This window comes from Curtobacterium sp. PvP017 (assembly GCF_054060195.1).
This window is the reverse complement of the sequence record NZ_JBSSCY010000002.1, coordinates 633,017-655,234: the sequence shown is the minus strand read 5'-3', so window position 1 is coordinate 655,234 and position 22,218 is coordinate 633,017. Positions and strand designations below refer to the sequence as shown.

General features: G+C 70.1%; 24 protein-coding genes, 1 tRNA gene and 1 riboswitch. Of the genes, 16 read left to right on the top strand and 9 right to left on the bottom strand.

Translation table 11 applies throughout. The annotated features are described in order from the left end of the window. Positions 1–66: 66 nt before the first annotated feature. A complete protein-coding gene (locus ACVKXF_RS07220) occupies positions 67–348 on the bottom strand; it encodes a hypothetical protein (RefSeq protein WP_027466625.1) in 282 nt (93 codons plus the stop codon). 207 nt (positions 349–555) lie between these two features. Between ACVKXF_RS07220 and ACVKXF_RS07215 the strand changes: the two genes are divergently transcribed. The 6 genes from ACVKXF_RS07215 to pstB all read left to right on the top strand — a co-directional run bounded on the left by ACVKXF_RS07215 (position 556) and on the right by pstB (position 8,112). After that, positions 556–2,721, top strand: coding sequence for an RNA degradosome polyphosphate kinase (locus ACVKXF_RS07215; protein WP_123311951.1), 2,166 nt, complete (start codon positions 556–558; stop codon positions 2,719–2,721). Beyond that, on the top strand, positions 2,718–3,665 hold the full coding sequence (locus tag ACVKXF_RS07210; protein WP_123311949.1) for an NUDIX hydrolase: 948 nt from the start codon (positions 2,718–2,720) through the stop codon (positions 3,663–3,665). Before ACVKXF_RS07215 ends, ACVKXF_RS07210 begins: the two co-directional genes overlap by 4 nt. A gap of 305 nt (positions 3,666–3,970) precedes the next feature. Continuing rightward, positions 3,971–5,074 (top strand): phosphate ABC transporter substrate-binding protein PstS, encoded by a 1,104-nt coding sequence (gene pstS / locus ACVKXF_RS07205; protein WP_123311947.1) that lies wholly within the window; start codon positions 3,971–3,973, stop codon positions 5,072–5,074. Positions 5,075–5,248: 174 nt separating this feature from the next. After that, the gene (pstC, locus tag ACVKXF_RS07200; RefSeq protein ID WP_222658693.1) at positions 5,249–6,199 is read left to right on the top strand and encodes a phosphate ABC transporter permease subunit PstC; all 951 of its coding nucleotides are present in this window, start codon (positions 5,249–5,251) and stop codon (positions 6,197–6,199) included. Positions 6,200–6,212: 13 nt separating this feature from the next. Continuing rightward, positions 6,213–7,298: a phosphate ABC transporter permease PstA gene (gene pstA, locus ACVKXF_RS07195; RefSeq protein WP_123311943.1), complete on the top strand. Its 1,086-nt coding sequence runs from the start codon at positions 6,213–6,215 to the stop codon at positions 7,296–7,298. Between the two features lie 34 nt (positions 7,299–7,332). Continuing rightward, entirely contained in the window at positions 7,333–8,112 is a 780-nt protein-coding gene (pstB, locus tag ACVKXF_RS07190; RefSeq protein WP_111085283.1) for a phosphate ABC transporter ATP-binding protein PstB, read from the top strand. A gap of 178 nt (positions 8,113–8,290) precedes the next feature. Here pstB and ACVKXF_RS07185 read toward each other — a convergent pair whose 3' ends face one another. From ACVKXF_RS07185 to ACVKXF_RS07175, 3 genes are all read right to left on the bottom strand, one after another. Then, complete coding sequence (locus ACVKXF_RS07185; RefSeq protein WP_456795308.1) at positions 8,291–9,172, bottom strand: anti-sigma factor; 882 nt, start codon at positions 9,170–9,172, stop codon at positions 8,291–8,293. Next, entirely contained in the window at positions 9,169–9,768 is a 600-nt protein-coding gene (sigK, locus tag ACVKXF_RS07180; RefSeq protein ID WP_123311939.1) for an ECF RNA polymerase sigma factor SigK, read from the bottom strand. The genes ACVKXF_RS07185 and sigK overlap by 4 nt, the downstream gene beginning before the upstream one ends. Before the next feature lie 577 nt (positions 9,769–10,345). Further along, positions 10,346–10,975, bottom strand: coding sequence for a DNA-directed RNA polymerase subunit beta (locus ACVKXF_RS07175; RefSeq protein WP_123311937.1), 630 nt, complete (start codon positions 10,973–10,975; stop codon positions 10,346–10,348). A 126-nt stretch (positions 10,976–11,101) separates the two neighbouring features. On the opposite strand from ACVKXF_RS07175, the gene ACVKXF_RS07170 reads away from it, so the two are divergent. The 4 genes from ACVKXF_RS07170 (at position 11,102) to ACVKXF_RS07155 (ending at position 12,666) form a co-directional block, all read left to right on the top strand. Beyond that, entirely contained in the window at positions 11,102–11,263 is a 162-nt protein-coding gene (locus tag ACVKXF_RS07170; RefSeq protein WP_146249745.1) for a DUF2207 domain-containing protein, read from the top strand. A 53-nt stretch (positions 11,264–11,316) separates the two neighbouring features. Beyond that, positions 11,317–11,392 (top strand) — tRNA-Lys (locus tag ACVKXF_RS07165). Positions 11,393–11,431: 39 nt separating this feature from the next. Then, the gene (locus ACVKXF_RS07160; protein WP_456795307.1) at positions 11,432–12,181 is read left to right on the top strand and encodes an SGNH/GDSL hydrolase family protein; all 750 of its coding nucleotides are present in this window, start codon (positions 11,432–11,434) and stop codon (positions 12,179–12,181) included. 164 nt (positions 12,182–12,345) lie between these two features. Then, entirely contained in the window at positions 12,346–12,666 is a 321-nt protein-coding gene (locus ACVKXF_RS07155; RefSeq protein ID WP_111085292.1) for a hypothetical protein, read from the top strand. 113 nt (positions 12,667–12,779) lie between these two features. Here the strand turns inward: ACVKXF_RS07155 and ACVKXF_RS07150 are convergent, their stop codons facing one another. Both ACVKXF_RS07150 and ACVKXF_RS07145 read right to left on the bottom strand, forming a co-directional pair. Further along, positions 12,780–13,712, bottom strand: a complete 933-nt coding sequence (locus ACVKXF_RS07150; RefSeq protein ID WP_456795306.1) for an aldose 1-epimerase family protein — start codon at positions 13,710–13,712, stop codon at positions 12,780–12,782. After that, a complete protein-coding gene (locus tag ACVKXF_RS07145; protein WP_456795305.1) occupies positions 13,709–14,554 on the bottom strand; it encodes a DeoR/GlpR family DNA-binding transcription regulator in 846 nt (281 codons plus the stop codon). Before ACVKXF_RS07145 ends, ACVKXF_RS07150 begins: the two co-directional genes overlap by 4 nt. Before the next feature lie 64 nt (positions 14,555–14,618). Between ACVKXF_RS07145 and galT the strand changes: the two genes are divergently transcribed. Continuing rightward, on the top strand, positions 14,619–15,716 hold the full coding sequence (gene galT / locus ACVKXF_RS07140) for a galactose-1-phosphate uridylyltransferase (RefSeq protein WP_456795304.1): 1,098 nt from the start codon (positions 14,619–14,621) through the stop codon (positions 15,714–15,716). Beyond that, positions 15,713–16,849 carry a galactokinase gene (gene galK / locus ACVKXF_RS07135; protein WP_456795303.1) on the top strand — a complete coding sequence of 379 codons (1,137 nt, stop codon included), beginning with the start codon at positions 15,713–15,715 and terminating at the stop codon, positions 16,847–16,849. The genes galT and galK overlap by 4 nt, the downstream gene beginning before the upstream one ends. A gap of 22 nt (positions 16,850–16,871) precedes the next feature. Here the strand turns inward: galK and ACVKXF_RS07130 are convergent, their stop codons facing one another. The 3 genes from ACVKXF_RS07130 to glyA all read right to left on the bottom strand — a co-directional run bounded on the left by ACVKXF_RS07130 (position 16,872) and on the right by glyA (position 19,810). Beyond that, a complete protein-coding gene (locus ACVKXF_RS07130; protein WP_123311927.1) occupies positions 16,872–17,375 on the bottom strand; it encodes a hypothetical protein in 504 nt (167 codons plus the stop codon). Between the two features lie 201 nt (positions 17,376–17,576). After that, positions 17,577–18,509, bottom strand: coding sequence for a tetrahydrofolate dehydrogenase/cyclohydrolase catalytic domain-containing protein (locus tag ACVKXF_RS07125; protein ID WP_456795302.1), 933 nt, complete (start codon positions 18,507–18,509; stop codon positions 17,577–17,579). Then, positions 18,506–19,810 (bottom strand): serine hydroxymethyltransferase, encoded by a 1,305-nt coding sequence (glyA, locus tag ACVKXF_RS07120; RefSeq protein ID WP_395871447.1) that lies wholly within the window; start codon positions 19,808–19,810, stop codon positions 18,506–18,508. The genes ACVKXF_RS07125 and glyA overlap by 4 nt, the downstream gene beginning before the upstream one ends. 53 nt (positions 19,811–19,863) lie before the next feature. Next, positions 19,864–19,949, bottom strand: a riboswitch (ZMP/ZTP riboswitch). Positions 19,950–19,986: 37 nt separating this feature from the next. Between glyA and clpS the strand changes: the two genes are divergently transcribed. The 4 genes from clpS (at position 19,987) to ACVKXF_RS07100 (ending at position 22,209) form a co-directional block, all read left to right on the top strand. Further along, positions 19,987–20,292 carry an ATP-dependent Clp protease adapter ClpS gene (clpS, locus tag ACVKXF_RS07115; protein ID WP_185003162.1) on the top strand — a complete coding sequence of 102 codons (306 nt, stop codon included), beginning with the start codon at positions 19,987–19,989 and terminating at the stop codon, positions 20,290–20,292. Further along, entirely contained in the window at positions 20,289–20,765 is a 477-nt protein-coding gene (locus ACVKXF_RS07110) for a DUF2017 family protein (protein WP_456795301.1), read from the top strand. Before clpS ends, ACVKXF_RS07110 begins: the two co-directional genes overlap by 4 nt. Continuing rightward, positions 20,762–21,706: a GNAT family N-acetyltransferase gene (locus ACVKXF_RS07105; RefSeq protein WP_456795300.1), complete on the top strand. Its 945-nt coding sequence runs from the start codon at positions 20,762–20,764 to the stop codon at positions 21,704–21,706. The genes ACVKXF_RS07110 and ACVKXF_RS07105 overlap by 4 nt, the downstream gene beginning before the upstream one ends. Before the next feature lie 77 nt (positions 21,707–21,783). Next, complete coding sequence (locus ACVKXF_RS07100; protein WP_123311921.1) at positions 21,784–22,209, top strand: MarR family winged helix-turn-helix transcriptional regulator; 426 nt, start codon at positions 21,784–21,786, stop codon at positions 22,207–22,209. The last annotated feature ends 9 nt before the right edge of the window (positions 22,210–22,218 follow it).

Genomic DNA, 22,218 nt, shown 5'->3' with positions numbered 1-22,218 from the left:
GGCCCCACCGACCGCGAACGCCCGGACCGCCGCGAGCGCGACGGTCCGGGCGGAACGAGTGGCTGCTTACGCGCCGCCACCCGCGGTGAAGATGTCCTGCGAGATCTTGTCGAGCTGCGTGCGGAGCTGCTCGAGCTCGGTCTTCGCCTTGTCGAGGGCGGCCTTGGTCTCCGGCCAGGTCGACCCACGGAACGTCGCCGCGAGCGGGCCGTCCCAGACGTTCGAGTCGGACAGGATCCGGCCCTGGGCGTCGAGCTGCGAGATCTGGTCGGTGAACCCACCGTTGATGATCGACTGGACCTGACGGATGGCGGTCTTGGCCTGCTCGGTCGAAAGGACACGCGACATGATGAACCTCTTTCATTCGTAGCTGCACCCCCGCGCAGTGGAATCCCCCCGGAGGCTCTGACGGGACCCACCATACCCACAAACCGGCGCAGATGTCACCGTTCGTATATCGTGACCGTTCCTTCACAAACGGTCCGTTCACCGCGGGTTTCCACAGCGTCCACCGGAGCCCCTCCGGCCGTGGTGCCCTGGTGGCAGGATGTGGACATGGACACCGAACCGCAGCTCGACGGCGAATCCGTCGCACCCGACCTCGACGACTTCGACGAGGTCGTCGAGATCGAGCACGAGTCGCTGCCGTCGGACCGCTACTTCGACCGTGAGCTCAGCTGGTTGCGCTTCAACCAGCGGGTGCTCGAACTGGGCGAGGACCGCACGCAGCCCCTGCTCGAGCGTGCGAACTTCCTGGCGATCTTCGCGTCCAACCTCGACGAGTTCTTCATGGTCCGGGTCGCCGGCCTGAAGCGCCGCATCGACACCGGCATCGCCGTCCCGACCAACGTCGGCCGTGCACCGAGCGACGTCCTGCGCGACATCGCGAAGAAGGCCCACGAACTGCAGGACCGCCACGCCCAGGCGTTCATCGGCTCGCTCAAGCCCGACCTCGACGCCGCCGGCATCCACATCGAGCACTGGTCCGACCTGGACGAGGCCGACCGGCTTCGGATGCGCGAGTACTTCAACGAGCAGATCTTCCCGGTCCTCATGCCCCTGGCGGTCGACCCGGCGCACCCGTTCCCCTACATCTCCGGGCTCTCGCTCAACCTGGCGGTCCGGGTCCGCAACCCGAAGTCGCAGCGGCAGGAGTTCGCGCGCCTGAAGGTGCCGCAGAACTTCTCCCGCTTCATCAAGCTGCCGGACGACAACTCCGGGCGGATGCGGTTCATCCCCCTCGAAGACCTCATCGCGAACCACCTCGACGACCTGTTCCCGGGGATGGAGGTGCTCGAGCACCACGTGTTCCGGGTCACCCGCAACGAGGACGTCGAGATCGAGGAGGACGAGGCCGAGAACCTCATCCAGGCCCTCGAGCGCGAACTGCTGCGTCGCCGGTTCGGGCCGCCCATCCGCCTCGAGATCACCGAGGACATGGACCCGGTGACCCTCGACCTGCTCGTGCGCGAGCTCGACATCACCGAACAGGAGGTCTTCCGGCTGCCGTCGCCGCTCGACCTCGGCGGCCTGTTCGAGATCTCGAAGATCAACCGGCCTGACCTGCACTACCCGAAGCACGTGCCGACGACCCCGGTGCAGTTCCAGCCAGGCGAACCAAACACGAAGCCCGACCTGTTCCGCGCCATCAAGGCGAACGACGTCCTCGTGCACCACCCGTACGAGTCCTTCGCGACGAGCGTGCAGGCGTTCCTCGAGCAGGCCGCGGCCGACCCGCACGTGCTCGCCATCAAGCAGACGCTGTACCGCACCTCCGGTGACAGCCCCATCGTCGAGGCCCTGATCGACGCCGCCGCCGCGGGCAAGCAGGTCCTGGCGCTCGTCGAGATCAAGGCGCGCTTCGACGAGCAGAACAACATCACGTGGGCCCGCAAGCTCGAGAAGGCCGGCGTGCACGTCGTCTACGGCCTGGTCGGGCTGAAGACGCACTCGAAGCTCGTGCTCGTCATCCGGCAGGAGGGCGGCACGCTCAAGCACTACAGCCACATCGGCACGGGCAACTACAACCCGAAGACCTCGCGCATCTACGAGGACATGGGCCTGTTCACCGCGGACGACACCGTGGGCAAGGACCTGACACGCCTGTTCAACGAGCTGTCCGGCTACGCGATCGAGAAGAAGTTCAAGCGGCTGCTCGTCGCACCGCTGCACCTGCGCAAGGGGCTGCTCAAGCGCATCCAGACCGAGGCGGACAACGCGCGCGCCGGCAAGCCGTCCGGCATCCGGATCAAGGTCAACTCGATGGTCGACGAGCAGATCATCGACGCCCTCTACCTGGCCAGCCAGGCCGGTGTGCCGGTCGACATCTGGGTGCGCGGCATCTGCTCGCTCAAGCCGGGGATGGAAGGGGTGAGCGACACCATCCGGGTGCGGAGCATCGTCGGCCGGTACCTCGAGCACTCCCGCGCGTTCGCGTTCCACAACGAGGGCGACCCGGCCGTGTTCATCGGCAGCGCCGACATGATGCACCGCAACCTCGACCGCCGAGTCGAGGCCCTCGTGCGGTTGACCGCGCCGGACCACATCAACGAGGTGCTCGAGATGTTCGACCTGGCGATGGCCGACACCGCGAGCTCGTGGCACCTCGAGTCCGACGGCGAGTGGACGCGGCACTCGACCGACGATGACGGTCGTCCGCTCGAAGACGTGCAGAATGTGACCATGCGGAAGATCTCGGCTCGGAAGCGCTCCACTCGGTGAGCGGCGGTCCCTCGGGCCCCGTCCTCGCCGCCGGCGCAGTCGTCTGGCGAGAACAGGACGGCACGCCCCTCGTGCTGCTCATCCACCGCGACCACCACAAGGACGTCTCCCTGCCCAAGGGCAAGGTCGACCCGGGTGAGGCCGTCCCGACGACCGCCGTGCGCGAGATCGACGAGGAGACGGGCTACCGCGTGCACCTCGGCGCCCCGCTCGGCACCGCCGAGTACGTGCTGCCGAACGGCCGCGACAAGGTCGTGCACTACTGGGCCGCGCGCGTCTCGGCGAAGGAGTACGCCCGTGCCGGCGACTTCACCCCGAACCACGAGGTCGCCGCACTCGAATGGGTCACGATCGACGACGCCCGCAACCGCCTGACGTACGAGCGCGACGTGGCGATCCTCGACCGGTTCGCCGAGCGCGCCGCCGCGGGCCACCACCGCACGTTCGCCCTGATCGCGCTGCGGCACGCGAAGACCGTGCCCGGCTCCGACTGGAACGGCCCGGACGCCACCCGTCCGCTCCTGCCCGTCGGCCGCTCGCAGGCCAAAGCCGCGGCGTCGCCGGTCGCCGCGTTCGGTCCGAAGAAGATCGTGAGCAGCACGGCAGCACGGTGCCTCGCCACCGTCGAACCGCTGTCGGCCACCACGAAGCTCGGCGTCTCGAGCAGCTCCGACATCAGCCAGGACGCCCACGACCGCGGCGCCGCCGACGTCAAGGGCGTCGTCCGTCGGCGACTCGACAAGGGCAAGACCGCGGTGCTGTGCTCGCACGGGCCGGTGCTGCCGGACATCATCGCGCGGATCGCCACCGCGACCGCCGACGACTCCGGCCGGTTCGACCTGCGCCGTGCCGCGATGCTGTCGGTCGGCGACTTCTCGGTGATGCACATCGCCGGCGAGACCCTCGTCGCCGTCGAGACCCACCGCAACACGATCCCGGCGTAGCGACCACACGCCCTGCACCCGGCCGCGCGCCGGGCGTGCGCCGTGCCCGACAACGCGATCCGGGCCTCCCGTCCAGCGCCCTGCAGAACATGCGTCTGCATCTTCCGTGCGCACGCACGACGTCCCGATCCTGCTCCCGGCACGGCGGCGCCGCACGCCGCCCCGACCGGGACAACCCCTCGTTCACCTTCCGTTCACCAACGCGCGTGATCCCCGTCACCTCGCGTCCCTACAGTCGCTCCCGGGTCGGCACCGGCCCAGGGACCGCAGTGGTCCCACTGCACCCCATCCCCGAAGGGACCCCTGTGAACATCAAGCGAATCGGTTCGATCGCAGCAATCGCGATCGCCGGCGCAGTCGTGCTCTCCTCGTGCGCGGCGAACGAGGACGCGGGCAGCACCGAGTCCTCCTCCAGCAACAGCGACTACTCGAGCCTCTCCGGCACCCTGACCGGCTCCGGCTCGTCCGCCCAGCAGACCGCGCAGGCCACCTGGGCCGCCGGTTTCCAGGACCAGGCCTCGGGCGTGACCGTCAACTACTCGCCCGACGGTTCGGGCGCCGGTCGCAAGAACTTCATCGCGGGGGCCGCGGACTTCGCCGGCTCCGACGCAGCACTGAACGACGAGGAGCTCTCGGGCTCCTTCGACCTGTGCAAGGCCGACACCAAGGCCATCGACATCCCGGTCTACATCTCCCCGATCGCGATCGCCTACAAGGTCGACGGCGTCAGCGACCTGACCCTCGACGCGAAGACCATCGCGGGCATCTTCTCGGGCAAGATCACCAAGTGGAACGACTCGCAGATCGCCGACCTGAACGACGGCGTCGACCTGCCGGACGCGAACATCACGGTCGTCCACCGCTCCGACGACTCGGGCACCACGCAGAACTTCTCGGAGTACGTCTCCGCGAACGCCGGCGACGTCTGGACCGAAGAGCCGAGCCAGACCTTCCCGTACTCGGTCGGTGACAGCGCGAAGGGCACCTCCGGCGTCGCCTCCGCGATGGGCAGCGCCACCAACGCGATCACCTACATCGACGACTCCGGCGCGGGCGACCTCGACAAGGCGAAGCTGATGGTCGGCGACAAGGCCACCGAGATCTCGGCCGACGGCGCCGCGCAGGTCGTCGCCGACTCGAAGGTCGCCACCGGCCGCGAGGACAACGACCTCGCGATCGACATCGACCGCAAGGACACCGCTGACGGTGCCTGGCCGCTCGTCCTCGTCTCCTACGCCATCGCGTGCCAGGAGTACAAGGACTCCGACAAGGCCGACCTGGTCAAGGGCTTCCTGAGCTACGTCGTCACCGGCGACGCGCAGGACGCCGCGGCGAAGGAGGCCAAGTCGGCCGCCCTGTCGTCCGACCTGGCCGAGAAGGCCGCTGCCGCGGTCGACTCCATCAAGTAACACCCCCAAGCGCCCGGACGCCGGTCCCACCCACCTGACCGGCGTCCGGGCCCTTGCCCGTCGCGACGCGAGCAGCCCGGCCCGACAGCCAGCGCCCGTCCGACCGGCACCTCCGCACCACGTACGTCCCCCCGAACCCGTCGCCTCCCCCGGCGTACCTCCGACAGGAGCCCCATGACGACCGCACCGGCCCAGCCAGGGGCCACCGTCACCCCCGAGAAGCCGAAGGCCGTCGTGCGCGTCGGTGACCGGGTGTTCTCCGCCGCCTCGGTCATCGCCGGCGGCCTCATCCTGTTCGTGCTCGTGCTCGTCGCCGCGTTCCTGGTCTGGCAGAGCATCCCGGCGTTCTCCGCCAAGGTCGGCGAACTGCCGAACAACGCCACGAACTTCTGGGACTACGTCGGCCCCCTGGTGTTCGGCACCGTCTGGTCCGCGCTCATCGCGCTCGTGATCTCGGTCCCGCTCGCCCTCGGGATCGCACTGTTCATCTCGCACTACGCACCGCGGCGGCTCGCCCCGGTGCTCGGCTACGTCATCGACCTGCTCGCCGCGGTGCCGTCGGTCGTCTACGGCCTCTGGGGCATCGTCGTGCTGGCGCCGTTCGTGAAGCCGTTCTACGCCTTCCTGAACGAGTACCTCGGGTGGTTCCCGCTCTTCTCCGGTCAGGTGTCCGGCACCGGCCGCACCATCCTGACCGCGTCGATCGTCCTCGCCGTGATGGCGATCCCGATCATGACGGCCGTCATGCGCGAGATCTTCCTGCAGGCCCCCACGCTCAACGAGGAAGCCGCCCTGGCCCTCGGTGCGACGCGCTGGGAGATGATCCGCCTGTCCGTGCTGCCGTTCGCCAAGTCCGGCATCGTGTCCGCGATCATGCTCGGGCTCGGTCGGGCCCTGGGCGAGACGATGGCGATCGCCCTGGTGCTGTCGGTCTCGACGAACGTCACCTTCCAGATGCTGACCTCGCAGAACCCCTCGACGATCGCCGCGAACATCGCGCTGCAGTTCGCCGAGGCATCGGGGACCGCCCTGAACGCCCTGATCGCGTCGGGTCTGATCCTGTTCGTCATCACCCTGGTCATCAACATGCTCGCGCGGTACATCGTCCGCACGCGGGTCAGCTGAGAGGTCGCACCCGATGTCCCTCGCTCTCCGTCAGACCGGCACCGCCGGCAACGTCTACGCCAACGGCAAGCTGCACCGCTCGGTGCCGTGGCTGCTGCTGGTCGGCAGCTGGGTCGCCCTGGTGGCCGTGTTCGCCCTGCTCAACGCCGGCGGCGCGGTCAAGGACTTCAACGTCGTCGCCGCACTGTTCCTCGGCACCGTCCTGTTCGACGTCCTCATCGTGGTCGTCTCGCGCATCGTCGAGGGCGGCCGTCAAGCCGTCAACCGGCTGATCACCTCGCTCGTCATCACGGCCTTCGTCATCGCGGTCCTGCCGCTGGTGTCCCTGCTCTGGACCGTCGTCGCCGACGGCCTGGCCCGCTTCGACGCGAACTTCTTCTCGTACTCGATGCGCGGCGTGATCTCCGAGGGCGGCGGCGCGATCCACGCACTGATCGGCACGCTCGAGATCACCCTGTTCGCGGCGCTCATCTCGGTGCCGATCGGCCTGCTCACCTCGATCTACCTGGTCGAGTACGGCCGCGGCGCGCTGGCGAAGGGCATCACGTTCTTCGTCGACGTCATGACGGGTATCCCGTCGATCGTCGCCGGTCTGTTCGCCTACTCGCTGTTCGCGCTGTTCCTCGGCCCGGGCGCCCGCTTCGGCCTGGTCGGCTCCGTCGCCCTGTCGGTGCTGATGATCCCGATCGTCGTGCGTTCCACCGAGGAGGTGCTGAAGATCGTGCCGATGGAGCTCCGCGAAGCGTCCTACGCCCTCGGCGTCCCGAAGTACCTCACGATCCTCAAGGTGGTCCTGCCGACGTCGCTCGCCGGCATCACCACCGGCGTCATGCTCTCGATCGCCCGCGTCATCGGCGAGACGGCCCCGCTGCTCGTCACCGCCGGCTTCACCGCGAGCATGAACTACGACCTGTTCAAGGACCCGATGATGACCCTGCCGGTGTACGCCTACACGCAGTACTCGCAGCAGGGCGCCAACCCGCAGCCGTTCGTCGACCGAGCCTGGACCGCCGCGCTGGTGCTCATCCTCATCGTGATGGCGCTCAACCTGCTCGCCCGGTTCGTCACCCGACTCTTCGCCCCCAAGCTCTCGCGCTAGCGAACCCACTTCCCCACCCATCAGAAGGATCAACGTGTCCAAGCGCATCGAGGTCGACGGCCTCAACGTCTACTACTCGAAGTTCAAGGCGGTCGAGGGTGTCGACATCACCATCGAGCCCCGCACCGTCACCGCCTTCATCGGCCCGTCCGGCTGTGGCAAGTCCACCTTCCTCCGTACCCTGAACCGCATGCACGAGGTCATCCCCGGCGCCTGGGTCGAGGGCTCGGTCAAGATCGACGGCGACGACCTGTACGGCCCCGGGGTCGACCCGGTGCTCGTCCGTCGCCAGGTCGGCATGGTCTTCCAGCGTCCGAACCCGTTCCCCACGATGTCCATCAAGGACAACGTGCTGGCCGGCGTGAAGCTCAACAACAAGCGCGTCTCGAAGTCCGAGGCCGACGACATCGTCGAGCGCTCGCTGCAGGGCGCGAACCTGTGGAACGAGGTCAAGGACCGCCTCGACAAGCCCGGCATGGGCCTGTCCGGCGGTCAGCAGCAGCGTCTCTGCATCGCCCGCGCCATCGCCGTGCAGCCCGACGTGCTGCTGATGGACGAGCCCTGCTCGGCGCTCGACCCGATCTCCACCCTGGCCATCGAGGACCTGATCGAGGAGCTCAAGAAGGAGTTCACGATCGTCATCGTGACCCACAACATGCAGCAGGCGTCGCGCGTCAGCGACAAGACCGCGTTCTTCAACATCGCGGGCACCGGTGCGCCGGGCAAGCTCATCGAGTTCGACGACACCGCGACGATGTTCTCGAACCCGTCCGTGCAGGCCACCGAGGACTACGTCTCGGGTCGCTTCGGTTGATCGGCATCCGTCCGTCGTGCTGACGGACGACCGGGAGGCCCGGTGCACGTCCGCCACGGACGCGCACCGGGCCTTCGTGGTTGCGCTGGGTGCCGAGGCACCGCGTACCGACGCAGAACGACACCCTCGATGTCGTGCGACGTCGAGGGTGTCGTTCGGGGTCGATCTTCCGGGAGGGTCAGGCCGAGGTGGTCGGGACCGCCATGATCGGCGTCGTCGTCGGCTGCTCGGAACCACCGGCCGGCTCGACCGTCATGCCGATCGTCGCACCGTCGGACATCGAGCCCTTGAGCACGGCCGAGTGCACGCCGTCGGCGACACCGTCGACCAGGCCGGCAGACTTGATCGTGCCGCCCTGTTCCTCGGAGCCGATGTACCAGAGCTCGTACGTCTTGCCCTTGGGTGCCTGCTCGACACCGTCGAGGATCACCGCGGACTTGCCGAGGTCGTTCGACCACACGACCGTGGCCGTGCCGCCGCCCTCGACCTTGGTGGTGCTGCGCTGGAAGTCCGAGGCGGCGTAGATGCGGTCGAGTCCGCTGGACGCCTGCGTGGTGCCCGTCCCCGGCCCGTCGGACGGACCGTTCGCGACACCGACACCCAGGCCGACACCGAGGAACACCACGGCGACCGCAGCAGCACTGGTGAGCATGGCTGCCGGGCGCTGGAACCAGCGGCGGCGAGCCTCGGAGGACGCCCGGCCACCGGTGGTGGAGCCGTCGACGATCGAGGCGACGTGCCTGGCGGGCTCGGGACGGGCCTCCTGGACGGAGGTGGTCTCGGCGACCGGGGTCTGGTCGACCGCCGTGTCGGCCAGTGGTGCGGCCTGCGGGGTCGTCGCGATCTGTGCCAGCAGCGACGCCTTCAGCGACGTCGGCGGCTCGATCGGCGCAGCGGCGAAGGCGAGCTGCAGCGCGGTCTCGCGCAGCGAGTCGGCTTCGGCCTGGAGTTCGGGCGACGTCGTGAGGACGTCCTCCAGGAGCATGCGCTCATCGTCGGACAGCGCGTCGAGTGCGTAGGAACCCGTCAGCAGGGCGGGGTCGTCGTGTCGTTCGGTCATGAGGTCACCCCCATCTCGTCTCGGAGTCGGATCATCCCGTCACGGAGACGGGTCTTGACGGTGCCGATGGGGACACCGAGGTGTTCGGCCATCTCGCTGTGCGAGAAGCCTCCGTAGTACGCGAGCTGCACGGCCTGCCGCTGGAACTCGGTCAGCTTGGCCAGCGCCCGACCCACACGTTCGTGTTCGATGCGGATCTCGACCGACTCGGAGACCTGGTCGAAACCGGCCTCGAGGTCGCGGATGCCGATCTTCGTGTCCCGGTCGTGCGACGCCTGCGAGGCACGGACCCGGTCCACCGCTCGGCGGTGCGCCATGGTCAGGACCCAGCTGGAGGCGGTTCCGCGCTTCCGGTCGAACCGGGTGGCCTGCTGCCAGACTTCGAGGAAGACCTCTTGGGTGACCTCTTCGGACTGGGCGCGGTCCCGGAGGAGGCGCGTCACGAGCCCGAGGACCCGGCCGGAGAGGACGTCGTAGAGGTCCGCGAAGGCGGCTTGATCACCGGAGGCAACCCGAGCCAGGAGGTCGTCCGGCGATGCCTGGGCTGGCTCTGACGAGCTCCAGCGTTCGGTGTCGCTATCCACGAGGGCAAGCATTGCAGGTTTCCCTCCTCTCGGGTGCGTCGGCGGCCGGTTGTGGCCGTTCTGTCAGGGGGTGCTGCGTGTGCCGTGGTGCTGGTGGTGCTGTGCTGCGGTCCACCCGGGTAGGGCGAAGCCGCCGCGTCGTGCGGTCGAGACGAGAGGCCAGCGTGACCCACAGGGAATTGACCGGCGGATACCGGTCCGGGTCACGCCGGGCCTCTCGCGTTCGTGACGGTCATCAAGTCCGTCACGCTGATGATTCGGCGCGGTGCCCGTGGTGGATTGGATCGGTTGCCGAGAAGTTGTGGGGAGGCCGCGTCCGGGCCGTCTGCCGGGCACGCCCGGGTCCGGATCTGTCCACCGAGAGTGAACAGGGCAGCGGACACAGCCCACGCGTCGTAGAGTTGGTGTCGCCGGGCCGCAGCAAGCCCCGGGCTCCAAAATTCGCCGCTTCGAGCGGCCTCGCGCCGAGAGGCGCTTCTGCGGCCCGGTTTTTCTCTGCCCGGTTCGCCTCTGCCCGGTTCGTCTCTGCCTCGTTGCGGCTGTCGCCGTCCGACCGGGAGGCACGGTGCCGGTCCGGCGGGTCTGCTCGCTAGTCCAGGCTGTCGCGACGCCAGAGCGCCGCCGCCTCGGTCAGGTCGGCCGCCAGCTCCGTCAGACGCAGCGCGCGCGTCGTCAACTCGCTCGCGCGGGCCTCGGCCGTCAGGTCGGAGTCGTCCGCCACCGCCGTCGCACCCGCCGCCGTCAGCCGACAGAACGCCGCACCCCGGTCCAGCGCCACCGCGAAGTCGCCCGTGTACAGGCCGTGCAGGATGCGGTCCGCCAAGGTGAGGATCTCGGCAGGACCCGTCGGCTGCTCAGCACCCGCGACGGCCTGGTCGATCGTGCCGATGCGCTCCGTACCGCGCGCGAACAGGAAGGCGATCTCCTCCGGGTTCTGCCGGATCACGGTGCGGACGAGGTACACCCGCCAGAGGGCCCCCGGCAGCGTGTGGGCGCCGACACGTGCCCAGAGTTCGGCGATCGCGTCGATGCCGTGCACGTCCGTGTAGGTCACGAGCCGCTCGACCACCGCGGGGTCCGGGTCCTGCCGCACCCGGTGCAGCAGCGCGTTCGCGGTCTCGTGCGCGACACGGTTCACGACGGCCGGGTCCTCGCCGCCCTGGATCGCAGCGAACTCGGCATCGGTGAAGTGGACAGGACGGTGGTGATCGCGAGGCACCGCGTCAGTGTAGGCACGGCCAGTGACACGCCCGCCCTCCGTTCGCCCAGAACGCAACGGCAGCGCCGCGGGTACGGTGTCTCGTCGGGAGGCGCTCCTCCCGTACGTGAAGGAGAGGACTCCCCCATGAACCCCCTGCTCATCATCCTGGCCGTCATCGCGGTCATCCTGCTGTTCGTCGGTGGCTTCACCGCGAGCCTCAAGTTCCTGCTGTGGGTCGGCATCGTGCTGCTCATCGTGGCCGTCGTCCTGTGGCTGCTGCGCACGCTCACCGGGCGTCGCGGCTGACCCTCGACACCAGGTTCTTCCCAGAGGCCCTCACCCGCTAGCCTTGCGGGTGAGGGCCTCTAGCTCAGTTGGTAGAGCACCGGACTTTTAATCCGAGGGTCGTGGGTTCGAGCCCCACGGGGCCCACCATCAGCCCGATCCGTGCGTCCGTTGTCTAAGATGTGGCGGATGGCACGACGACTCCTCCCCGGCATCGCGCTCGGAGCAATGGCTCTCGGCGTGAGCGGGCTGCTCGTCATCCTGCCGGCCGTCTCGAGTGCCTGCCAGCCCGTCACGACGTCGTCGAGCGTCTCCTCCGCACAGGTCGCCGACGCAATCGCCCCCGGCTCCGACGTCCTGATCGTCGGTGACTCGTACACCTCTGGCCGCGGCTCGACCAGCGGTGTCGACGGGTGGGCACAGGACCTCGTGGCCGACCGGCACTGGGACGCCACCATCGACGGCTACCCGGGTACGGGCTACGTCGACACCGGTCGGACCGGGTCCTCGCACTACACGTTCGGCCCTCGCCTGGAACGGCATGCCGAGGACGTCGATCCGCAGCTCGTCATCGTGCAGGGCAGCCAGAACGACTGGCTCGTCGACTCGTCGACGCTGCAGGCCCGGGTCGAGAAGACCCTCCGCGACGCGGAGCAGACCTGGCCGGACGCCATCGTCGTCGCGCTCGGGCCGTCGGCGCCGCTGCCGTGGGCGAAGTCGACCGTCGGGGTCGCCGCCTCCGTCTCCGCTGGGGCAGCGGCAGCGGGCGTGCCGTACATCGACGCGCTCGCCGGGCAGTGGTTCACCGCGGCGAACAGCCCGGGCTACGCGGCGATCGACGGCGGCCACCTCAACGACGCCGGCTACCAGTACCTGGCGGACCGGGTCTCGGAGTCCCTCGACGCGCTCGCGGCACCCCGCGACGAGCGCTGCGCCTGACCACCAGACCGGGGTACAAGTCCTCCCCAGCTGGCTCATGGCAGATCCCCTGCACACATCAGCCTGCGCACAGCCGACTGTTGGCCTGCCGCCGATAGTGTCGTTCCCGGATCCGATCACCGGGTCCTGCAGCACCGCACCACCACGAACGAACGGGGTACACCGTGATCGAGCCCATCGAAGCCACGCAGACCAGCAGCACCGGGGACGCGCGCCGCATCGTCGAGCTCGCCGCAGCGACCAACACGACGATGAGCAACGAGCTCCTGCTCGACACGCTCCGCCGCAATGCTCAGGTCACGACCCGGCACATCCGCAAGGACTTCATCGAGGTCGCGACGGCCACCGCGGTCCTCGGCTACGTCTGCCGGCAGCGCAAGGACTTCATCGCCCTGCGCGGGGACGACCCGGCCTGGGCACACGAGGTCGGCCGGTACGCCAGCGAGTCCCTCGCGGTCGAGGCGCTCCGCATGCGCCGCGGCTGACCCGCAGCTCCGAGACGCCGGTCCCTCCGGCGACAACCCCGCGAAAGCGACTCTGTGTCGCGGACCTTCGGCGGGACGGAGTCGCTTTCGCGAGACGGATTGCGGTGGGGCGATCAGGACCAGACGCGGAGGATGCCCCAGGAGCCGGTCCAGGTCTCGTCGGGCTCGAGCCAGCGCAGGCCCTCGCCGGAGTTCAGTGCGTTGGCCGGAGCGGTCATCGGCTCGACCGCCACCGCGAGGCCCTTGCCGTCGCCGCGGGGGTACTCGCGCGAAGTGAACACCTGCACGTACGGGAACGAGGCGTCCTGCCAGAGCTGCACCCCGTCACCCTCGGGGCCGTGCAGCGTCGTGTGGCGGACCCCGTCGGCATCCGGGGTGATGTCCGAGTACGCGGTGTCGAGGTCCGCGTCACCGGCACGCTGTCCCCGGCGCAGGTCGAACGGCGTGCCCTCCACCGACACGGACCCGTTCGGCACCTTCTGGTCGTCGACGGTGAAGGCGGTGGCGGCGTCGAGCGTGACGACGAGTTCGTCGGCCGGGGTGTCTCCGGCACGCAGGTACGGGTGCGCCCCCACCGCGAATGGTGCGCGGACGCCGGAACGGTTCGTGATCTCGTGCGTCACCCGGATGCCGTCGTCCACGAGTTCGTGGTGCACGCGGGTCTCGAGGGTGAACGGCCAGCCGTGCTGCGGGTGGATCGTGGCCTCCTGCACGATCCCGGTCTCGGTCTGCGACACCACGCGGTACGGCGCGAAGCGGAGCAGGCCGTGCGATGCGTTGCCGTACTTCGGCTCCGAGATGTCCAGCTGCTGCCGCTTGCCGTCGAGCTCCCAGACCCCTCCGGCGACGCGGTTCGGCCACGGCACGAGCACGATGCCGTTGGCGCCGGGCGGCTGCTCGGAGACGGGGAACGGCTCGGTCAGGTCGAAGCCTGCGACGCGGAGTTCTCGGATGCCGGCGGCGACCTCGGTCACGACGGCCTCGACGACGCCGTCCGGTCCGGCGTGGTGCAGGCGGTACTGCCCACCGGTGGGTGCTGCGGTCATGGGGTGTGGTTCCTTCCGGGTGTGTCCTCGCCGTCCGCGACGACGACCTCGACGCCGCCCGCCCGGATCGTGGCGACCGCGTCGGCTTCGGCCTCGGCGGTGACGACGACGTCGATGTCCTCGAGCGCGCGGACGACCCCGATGTGGGCCCGGCCGAACTTCGACCCGTCCGCGACGACGACGGTACGCCGAGCGGTGGCCGCGAGCATCCGCTTCGCCTCGGTCTCAGGCAGGTTGACGTTGGTCAGACCGTGCGCGACATCGACGCCGGTGCCACCGAGGAACACGACGTCAGCGGCGATCATCGGCAGCAGCGTGTTGTTGAACGGCGCGACGAGCGAGTGCTGCAGTGGCCGGAGCGTGCCGCCGGTGACGATCACGGTGAACCGCGGCACGGCGCGCTCGAGGGTCAGGGCAGTGGTCAGCGAGTTCGTGACGACGGTGACGTCGACCAGCTCCGTGCGGGCGACGAGCGCCTCGGCGACGGCGGCCGGGGTGGTGCCGACGTCGAGCACGACGCATTCGCCGGACCGCACGAGCGCAGCGGCCGCACGGCCGATGGCGGCCTTGGCCACCTGGTGCTCGACGGCGGTCTCCTCGAAGGGGCGCTCGGTGGACCCGGCCCCGAGGCGGACCGCGCCCCCGTGCACCCGACGGATCCGGGCCTCCTGGTCGAGGACCGCGAGGTCCTGCCGGACCGTCACCTCACTCGTGCCGAGCGACGCGGCCAGCGCGGCGGTCCGGACCATGCCGGGTGCGCCCTCGACGATCGAGACGATGCGGTCCTGCCGGAGGGGTGCTGGCAGCGATCCGGCCAGGAAGGAGAGGTCGTCGTCGGTCACGGGTCCAGTTTCGCTTGCTTCCGAAGACTTTCGCAATGCTTCGGATCGGCGCTAGGCTGTTCCGGTGATCACCAAGCGCGCGACGAAGCTCGCGGACGGCCGCGACCTGTTCTACTTCGACGATGCGGACAGCACCCTGCCCGCTGAGCGTGCCATCGACGAGCGTGCGCTCGACCCTCGGCCGGAGACCGCGCGGATGCGCCAGGACGTCCTGACCGGCGAGTGGGTCTCCATCGCCGCGAGCCGTCAGAACCGCGCGTTCCTGCCGCCGGCCGACCAGGACCCGCTCGCGCCGCAGACACCGCAGAACCCGTCCGAGATCCCGAGCACGTACGACGTCGCCGTGTTCGAGAACCGGTCGCCGTCGTTCGGTCCGCTGCTCGAGTCCGATGACGCCCCGTCCTCGCTGCAGTCCCTGTCCGACGTCGGCCTGAACCGGCAGCTCCGGTCCGTCGGCCGGTGCGAGGTCGTGTGCTTCTCCCCCGCGACCGAGGGGTCCTTCGCGTCGATCTCCGAGTCGCGCGCCCGCACGGTGGTCGAGGCCTGGGCGGACCGCACCGCCGCGCTCTCCGCGATGCCCGGCATCCAGCAGGTGTTCCCGTTCGAGAACCGCGGTGAGGCGATCGGCGTCACGCTGCACCACCCGCACGGGCAGATCTACTCGTACCCGTACATCACGCCCCGCACGCAGCGCCTGCTCGACTCCATCGAGCGCTTCGGGCCGGACATGTTCGAGCAGCACCTCGCGAACGAGCGTGCCTCGGACCGGGTCGTGCTGCAGGGCGAGCACTTCACCGCCTTCGTGCCGTTCGCCGCGCGGTGGCCCATCGAGATCCACATGCTGCCGCACCGCCACGTCCCCGACTTCGCCGGCCTGACCGAGGCCGAGAAGGACGAGCTGGCCCACATGCACCTGCGCCTGACGCGGGGCATCGACAAGCTCTACGACGACCCGACCCCGTACATCGCCGCGTGGCACCAGGCACCGGTGCACGTCGGGCGGGACACCGTGCGGCTCATGCTGCAGATCACCTCGCCGCGTCGAGCGGCGGACAAGTTGAAGTTCCTGGCCGGCAGTGAAGCCGCCATGGGCGCTTGGATCGGGGACCTGGTCCCCGAGAAGGCGGCCGAGTTCATCCGACAAGGAGTCGAGCGAGCATGACGTTCCAGCAGGCCTACGGGTACGAGCCGACCGTGCGGTACTCCGCCCCGGGGCGCGTCAACCTGATCGGTGAGCACACCGACTACAACGACGGGTACGTCCTGCCGTTCGCGATCGACCGCCGCACCACCGCGTCGATCGCTCCGCGGCCGGACCGTCGGCTGCGTGTCTCGTCCGCGTTCGACGCCGGCACCGTGCTCGAGCTGTCGCTCGACGACCTCGACCCGTCGAACATGACCGGCTGGTCGGCGTACGTCTTCGGCATCGCCTGGGCACTTCGCGAGCAGGCCGGCGCGGACCTGTCCGACAAGACCGGGTTCGACGTCGTCATCGAGTCCGACGTCCCCGTCGGGGCCGGCCTGTCGTCCAGCGCCGCGATCGAGTGCGGCGTCGCGCTCGCCTTCAACGACCTGTGGGAGCTCGGGCTCGACCGCAAGACCCTCGCCCGCGTGGGGCAGTACTCCGAGAACCACGCCGTCGGCGCACCGACGGGCATCATGGACCAGTCCGCGTCACTGCTCGGCGAGCAGGACGCCGTCGTGTTCCTCGACTGCCGCACGCTCGACACCGCGGTGGTCGACCTGGCGCTCGAGGCGAACGGGCTCGAGGTCCTGGTCATCGACACCCGGGTCGAGCACGCGCACGCCACCGGCGGGTACGCGGCTCGTCGTGCCTCGTGCGAGAAGGGTGCGCAGGTGCTCGGTGTCGAGGCCCTGCGCGACGTGAGCATCGACGACCTGCCCCGTGCGCAGGAACTGCTCGACGACGAGACCTTCCGCCGCGTGCGCCACGTCGTGACCGAGGACCAGCGCGTCCTCGACACCGTCCGGACGCTGCGCGAACAGGGGCCGCGAGCGATCGGTTCGCTGCTCGTCGCGTCGCACGAGTCGATGCGCGACGACTTCGAGATCTCCGTGCCGGAACTCGACCTGGCCGTCGCGACCGCGGTCGAGCACGGTGCCGTCGGTGCGCGGATGACGGGTGGTGGGTTCGGTGGCGCTGCGATCGCGCTCGTCGACCAGGAGTCGCGCGGTGCGATCGCCGACGCAGTCGCCGCTGCCTTCGCCGCCGCCGGGTACCGCGAGCCGAACGTCTTCACGGTGCACGCTGCGCAGGGCGCCCGCCGCGACTGAGTCCCTCGCCGAGACTCGGGCGTCAGCGGGTCATGTGACCCGTGGTGACCGTGACGCCACCCCACGGGAAGCCCTGGGGGTGCAGCACCTCGTGCTGGAGCTGGTCCGTCACGACGTGGCCCTGCCACACGCTGTAGACCAGGAACCCGGCGATGATGCACACCGGAACCGCCAGGTACGCCGAGTACCGCACGATGTCGCCGAGGGTCCGGTGCCCGTACCGCGCGAGCGTCGGCGGCAGGACGATCCCGACGACCACGACGAGCAGCAGCGCCGCGAGGGCGGCTGGCGCGACGTGCGCTTCGACCTGCACCGTGATCGGTGCGGTCTCGAGGACCTTGCCGCCGTTGTCGATCCAGTTGTCGTCGGCGTCGACCCCGCCGTAGCCCGTCGACGTGCTCCAGAGCACCAGGTTCGGTGACAGCACCAGTGCGACGACCCCGATGAGCGCCAGGCCCCACGCACGCGGACGAAGCTGCTTGCCGGTGGCCGCCATCACGGGCGCGGTCTGGACGTTCTCCCCCATGCGGTGACCGTAGCACTGGGGCAGGCTCCGCACCCGTCCCCAGTACGCGCGGGGCGGGGGCGAGCCGTGCCTCCCGGCCGCCCGTGGACGCGACCGCCCCGCCAAAGCGACAGATTCCCGCGAACTGTTCGCGGGAATCTGTCGCTTCTGCGGCACAGACCGCGGCACGAACGGACGCGCGCCGGCGGCGCGACCCGCGCGCTACTTCAGGTGGCGCTCCGCGGCCTCGACCACGTTCTTCATGAGCATCGCGCGGGTCATCGGGCCGACGCCGCCGGGCACCGGCGACATGAAGCCCGCGACGGACGCGACGGCGGGGTCGACGTCGCCGTGCAGCTTGGCCTTCCCCGTCTCGTCGTTCACCACGCGGGTGATGCCCACGTCGATGACGGCCGCACCGGGCTGCACCCAGTCCGGCTTGACGAGCCCCGCGACCCCGGCGGCCGCGACGACGATGTCGGCGCGACGGCACTCCGCGGCGACGTCGGCCGTCAGGGAGTGGGTCAGGGTGGCGGTGGCCTCGAGGCGGGTGAGCAGCAGACCGAGCGGCCGGCCGACCGTCAGCCCCTGCCCGATGATCGTGACGTGCGCGCCCCGGATCGGGATGTCGTACGCCTCGAGCATCGCGACGATGCCCCGCGGGGTGCAGGGCAGGGGCGCGTCGATCGTGCCGGCACCACCGGGCACGGCGAGCACGAGCTCACCGAGGTTCGTCGGGTGCAGGCCGTCGGCGTCCTTCGACGGGTCCATCAGCTCGAGCATCGGCGTCGGGTCGATGCCTTCCGGCAGCGGCAGCTGCATGATGAACGCGGTGACCCGGGGGTCGTCGTTCATCTGCAGGATCGCTGCTCGGATGTCCGCAGCGCTCGCGGACGACGGCAGGTCGATGCGGTGCGAGTCGAGCCCGATCTGCGCCGAGTCGCGGTGCTTGCCCGCGACGTACGACATCGAACCGGGGTTCGACCCGACCAGGATCGTGCCGAGCCCCGGACGGATGCCGTGCTCGTGCAGCCGGTCGATGCGGACCCGCAGTTCCTCGAGGGTCCGGGCGGCGAGGGCGGTGCCGTCGATGCGGACGGCAGTGCCCTCCCCCGCCCATCGTTCGACGGGCAGGGAGGTCAGGGCGTCGCTCACGCGTAGAGGGGGAACGCGTCGGTCAGGGTCTTCACCCGGGCCGAGAGCGCTGCGATGTCCGGGTTCGGCATGAGGGTCAGCGCGATGATGTCCGCGACCTCGGTGAACTCGGCGTCGCCGAAGCCACGCGTGGCGAGCGCCGACGTGCCGATGCGGACACCCGAGGTGACCATCGGCGGACGCGGGTCGAACGGCACGGAGTTGCGGTTCACGGTGATGCCGACCTCGTGCAGCAGGTCTTCGGCCTGCTTGCCGTCGACCTCGGAGGTGCGCAGGTCGACGAGCACCAGGTGCACGTCGGTGCCACCGGTCAGGACGTCGATGCCGGCCGCGCGGGCGTCCGGCTGCGTGAGCCGATCCGCCAGCAAGCGGGCGCCGCGGATGGTGCGCTCCTGGCGGGCCTTGAACTCGGGGGTGCCGGCGAGCAGGAACGCGGTGGCCTTGGCGGCGATCACGTGCATGAGCGGGCCGCCCTGCTGGCCCGGGAAGACCGCGGAGTTCAGCTTCTTGAACAGCGTCTCGTCGTTGGACAGGATGATGCCCGAGCGGGGGCCGCCGAGGGTCTTGTGCACCGTCGACGAGACGACGTGGGCGTGCGGGACCGGGGACGGGTGCAGACCGGCGGCGACGAGGCCGGCGAAGTGCGCCATGTCGACCCAGAGCTTCGCGCCGACCTCGTCCGCGATCTCGCGGAACTTCGCGAAGTCGAGCTGACGCGGGTAGGCGGACCAGCCGGCGATGAGGACCTTCGGCTGGTGCTCGATGGCCTTGGCACGGATGTCGTCGTAGTCGACCTCGAACGTCTCGGGGTCGACGCCGTACGCCACGGCGTTGTAGATGCGGCCGGAGAAGTTGAGCTTCATGCCGTGGGTCAGGTGACCGCCGTGCGCGAGCTCGAGGCCGAGGATCGTGTCGCCGGCGCTGGCGATCGCGTGCAGGACCGCGGCGTTGGCCGTGGCGCCCGAGTGCGGCTGGACGTTCGCGTAGGACGCCCCGAAGAGCGCCTTGGCACGGTCGATGGCGAGCTGCTCGGCGACGTCGACGTACTCGCAGCCGCCGTAGTAGCGCTTGCCGGGGTAGCCCTCGGCGTACTTGTTGGTGAGGACGGAGCCCTGGGACTCGAGCACGGCGCGCGGCACGAAGTTCTCGGACGCGATCATCTCGAGGGTGTCGCGCTGACGGCCGAGCTCCTGCTGCAGGACGGCGGCGATCTCGGGGTCGACCTGGTCGAGCGGGGCGTTGAAGGCTGCGCGGTCGGTGTCGACGGAGCCGTCGACGGCGGGCAGATCGGTGATGGACACGGTTCTCCTACGTGGGTTGGCGACGACCGGGAGGTCGCGCACGGACGATCGGTCGGTGCAGCCCAGGCGTACGGCCGCGCACCGTGTCAGGTGTCGCTCCCCGATGGTGACCCATCCAACGCCAGTCGCGACCTCACGATCGTACCGAGCCGCCCGCCCTGTGTCACCCTGGATGCATGACGCTGACCTCGCCCGACGTGGACGAACGGACCACCCCGGACGAACGCACCAGTGCCCGCGCGGACACCCCGTGGGTCACCGTCGTGTGGGACGACCCGGTGAACCTGATGTCCTACGTCACCTACGTCTTCCAGCGGCACTTCGGCTTCGGGCGCGCGCAGGCGGAGCGGCTCATGCACCAGGTGGACACCGAGGGGCGCGCCATCGTGGCGACGGGGCCGCGCGAGGCGATGGAGGCCCACGTCCAGTCGATGCACGGCTACGGCCTGCAGGCGACCGTCGACAAGGCCCCCGAAGCGTGATCCCCTTCGTCCGCCGCGCCGACGGCGTCCACCTCGGCATGTCCTCCGGCGAGCGCGGGCTGCTCACGTCCCTGACCGAGCAGCTGCGCCAGGTGCTCGACGGCGATCTGTCGGTGGACCCGGTCACCGAGCGGATGTTCCCGGACGCCTACCCGGACGACGACGACGCCAGCGCCGAGTTCCGGAAGTACACGCAGTCCGACCTGCTGGCGCAGAAGACCACGAACGCGACGACCGTGCACGAGTGGCTGACGGGCACCCGCGACGGCGCCCTCGCCCCCGAGGACGAGCAGGCCTGGCTCCGCACCCTGACCGACCTGCGGCTGACGATCGCCGACCGTCTCGGGATCGTCGACGCCGACGACGAGGAGCGTTCGGTCGAGGCCGACGCGGGCGTCGGCCTGCGCGACGTCTACGACTGGCTCGGGTACGTGCAGGAGCACCTGATCACGACGATGACCGACCCGCGGTGACGGTCGCCTTCCGCGCTGCCACCGAGGACGACCGGGAGGACCTGCTCGCGTTCTCGACGTCGGAGCCGGTCGCGTGGATCGGTCCGGACCGGTACCGCGCCGAGTCCGGCACGGACAACTACCGCCCGGAGTGGTCGTGGCTGGCCGTGCGCGACGGCCGTCCGGTGGCGCGGGCACTCTGGTGGGGCGGCACGGACGCCGCGGCGCCGTCGACCCTCGACGACCTGCTGGTGGCTCCCGACGTGACGGACGACGACCGTGTGACGATCGCCGCCGGGCTGATCACGGCGGGGACCGCTGCGTTCGGGGTGGTCCCGGAGTGGATCGTCGACGTCGCGGTGGAGTGGCACGACGATCCCGCCGCCGTCGCCGCGGTGTCGTGGCGCACGGCGGCCGCTCGGTCGGCGGGACTCGGACGGTCGACGGAGCGGGTGAGTGTGGCGTGGACGCCGGAACGGGCGGGGGCTCCGGTGCCGATGCCGTCGCAGACACCGGAACTGCGGTTCCGCGCCGGTGACGACGACGAGTTCGCGGACCTCTTCGCCCGCGTCGCGGTGGGGAGCCTCGACGCCCACACAATGGCATCGGTGGACGAACTCGGCCCGCGGGGCGCCGCCGCCGACGACCTCGAGTTCTACCGCTCGCTGCCGGGGTCGCGCGACGGCTGGCGGATCGCGCTCGATCCCGACGGCCCGGTGGTCGGGTTCGTCCTGGCGACGCGGACGGCGTACGACGCGGCGATCAGCTTCATCGGCGTGCTGCCGCAGCACCGTGGCCGCGGTGTGGTCGACGGCCTGCTCGCCGAGGGACTGCGCGTGCACGCCGAGGCCGGCGAGCCGAAGGTGGTCGGCACGACGGACGCGGCGAACACCCCGATGCGCCGGGCGTTCGAACGGGCCGGCTTCGTGGTGACGAAGCGCCGGATCGTGTTCGAGCGCTGAGCCCGGTCCGGCGCAGCGCGCCTGGAACTCACAAGGGAGCCTTGCAAGTTCCGCTGTCGAAGTAGTACCGTGCCGGTATGGAGTCACCCGATCCGACCGTGCTCGCCGGTGACCTGCTGACGCTGTACGGCCGGATCCGGCGCACGCTGCTGACCGGCAAGGCCGACGACGTCACGGCGTCCCAGACGGCCGCGCTCGGACGCCTGCTGCGGTACGGCGAGACCACGGTCGCCGAGCTCGCCCGCGCCGAGGGCGTCCGGCCGCAGTCGATGGGCGCGACCGTCCAGGCGCTCGAGGACCTCGGCCTCGTCGAACGGCGTCCAGACCCCGCCGACGGCCGCCGGGCGCTCGTCCGCGCGACCGACCGGGGCGCCCGTGCCCGCGAGGACGCCTGGACGACCCGCACCCGCGTCCTGACCGACCGGCTCGCCGCGCTGCCCGACGCCGACCGCGACACCGTCGCCCGAGCGATCGCGATCCTCACGCCGCTCACCGAACGCTGACCCCGGAAG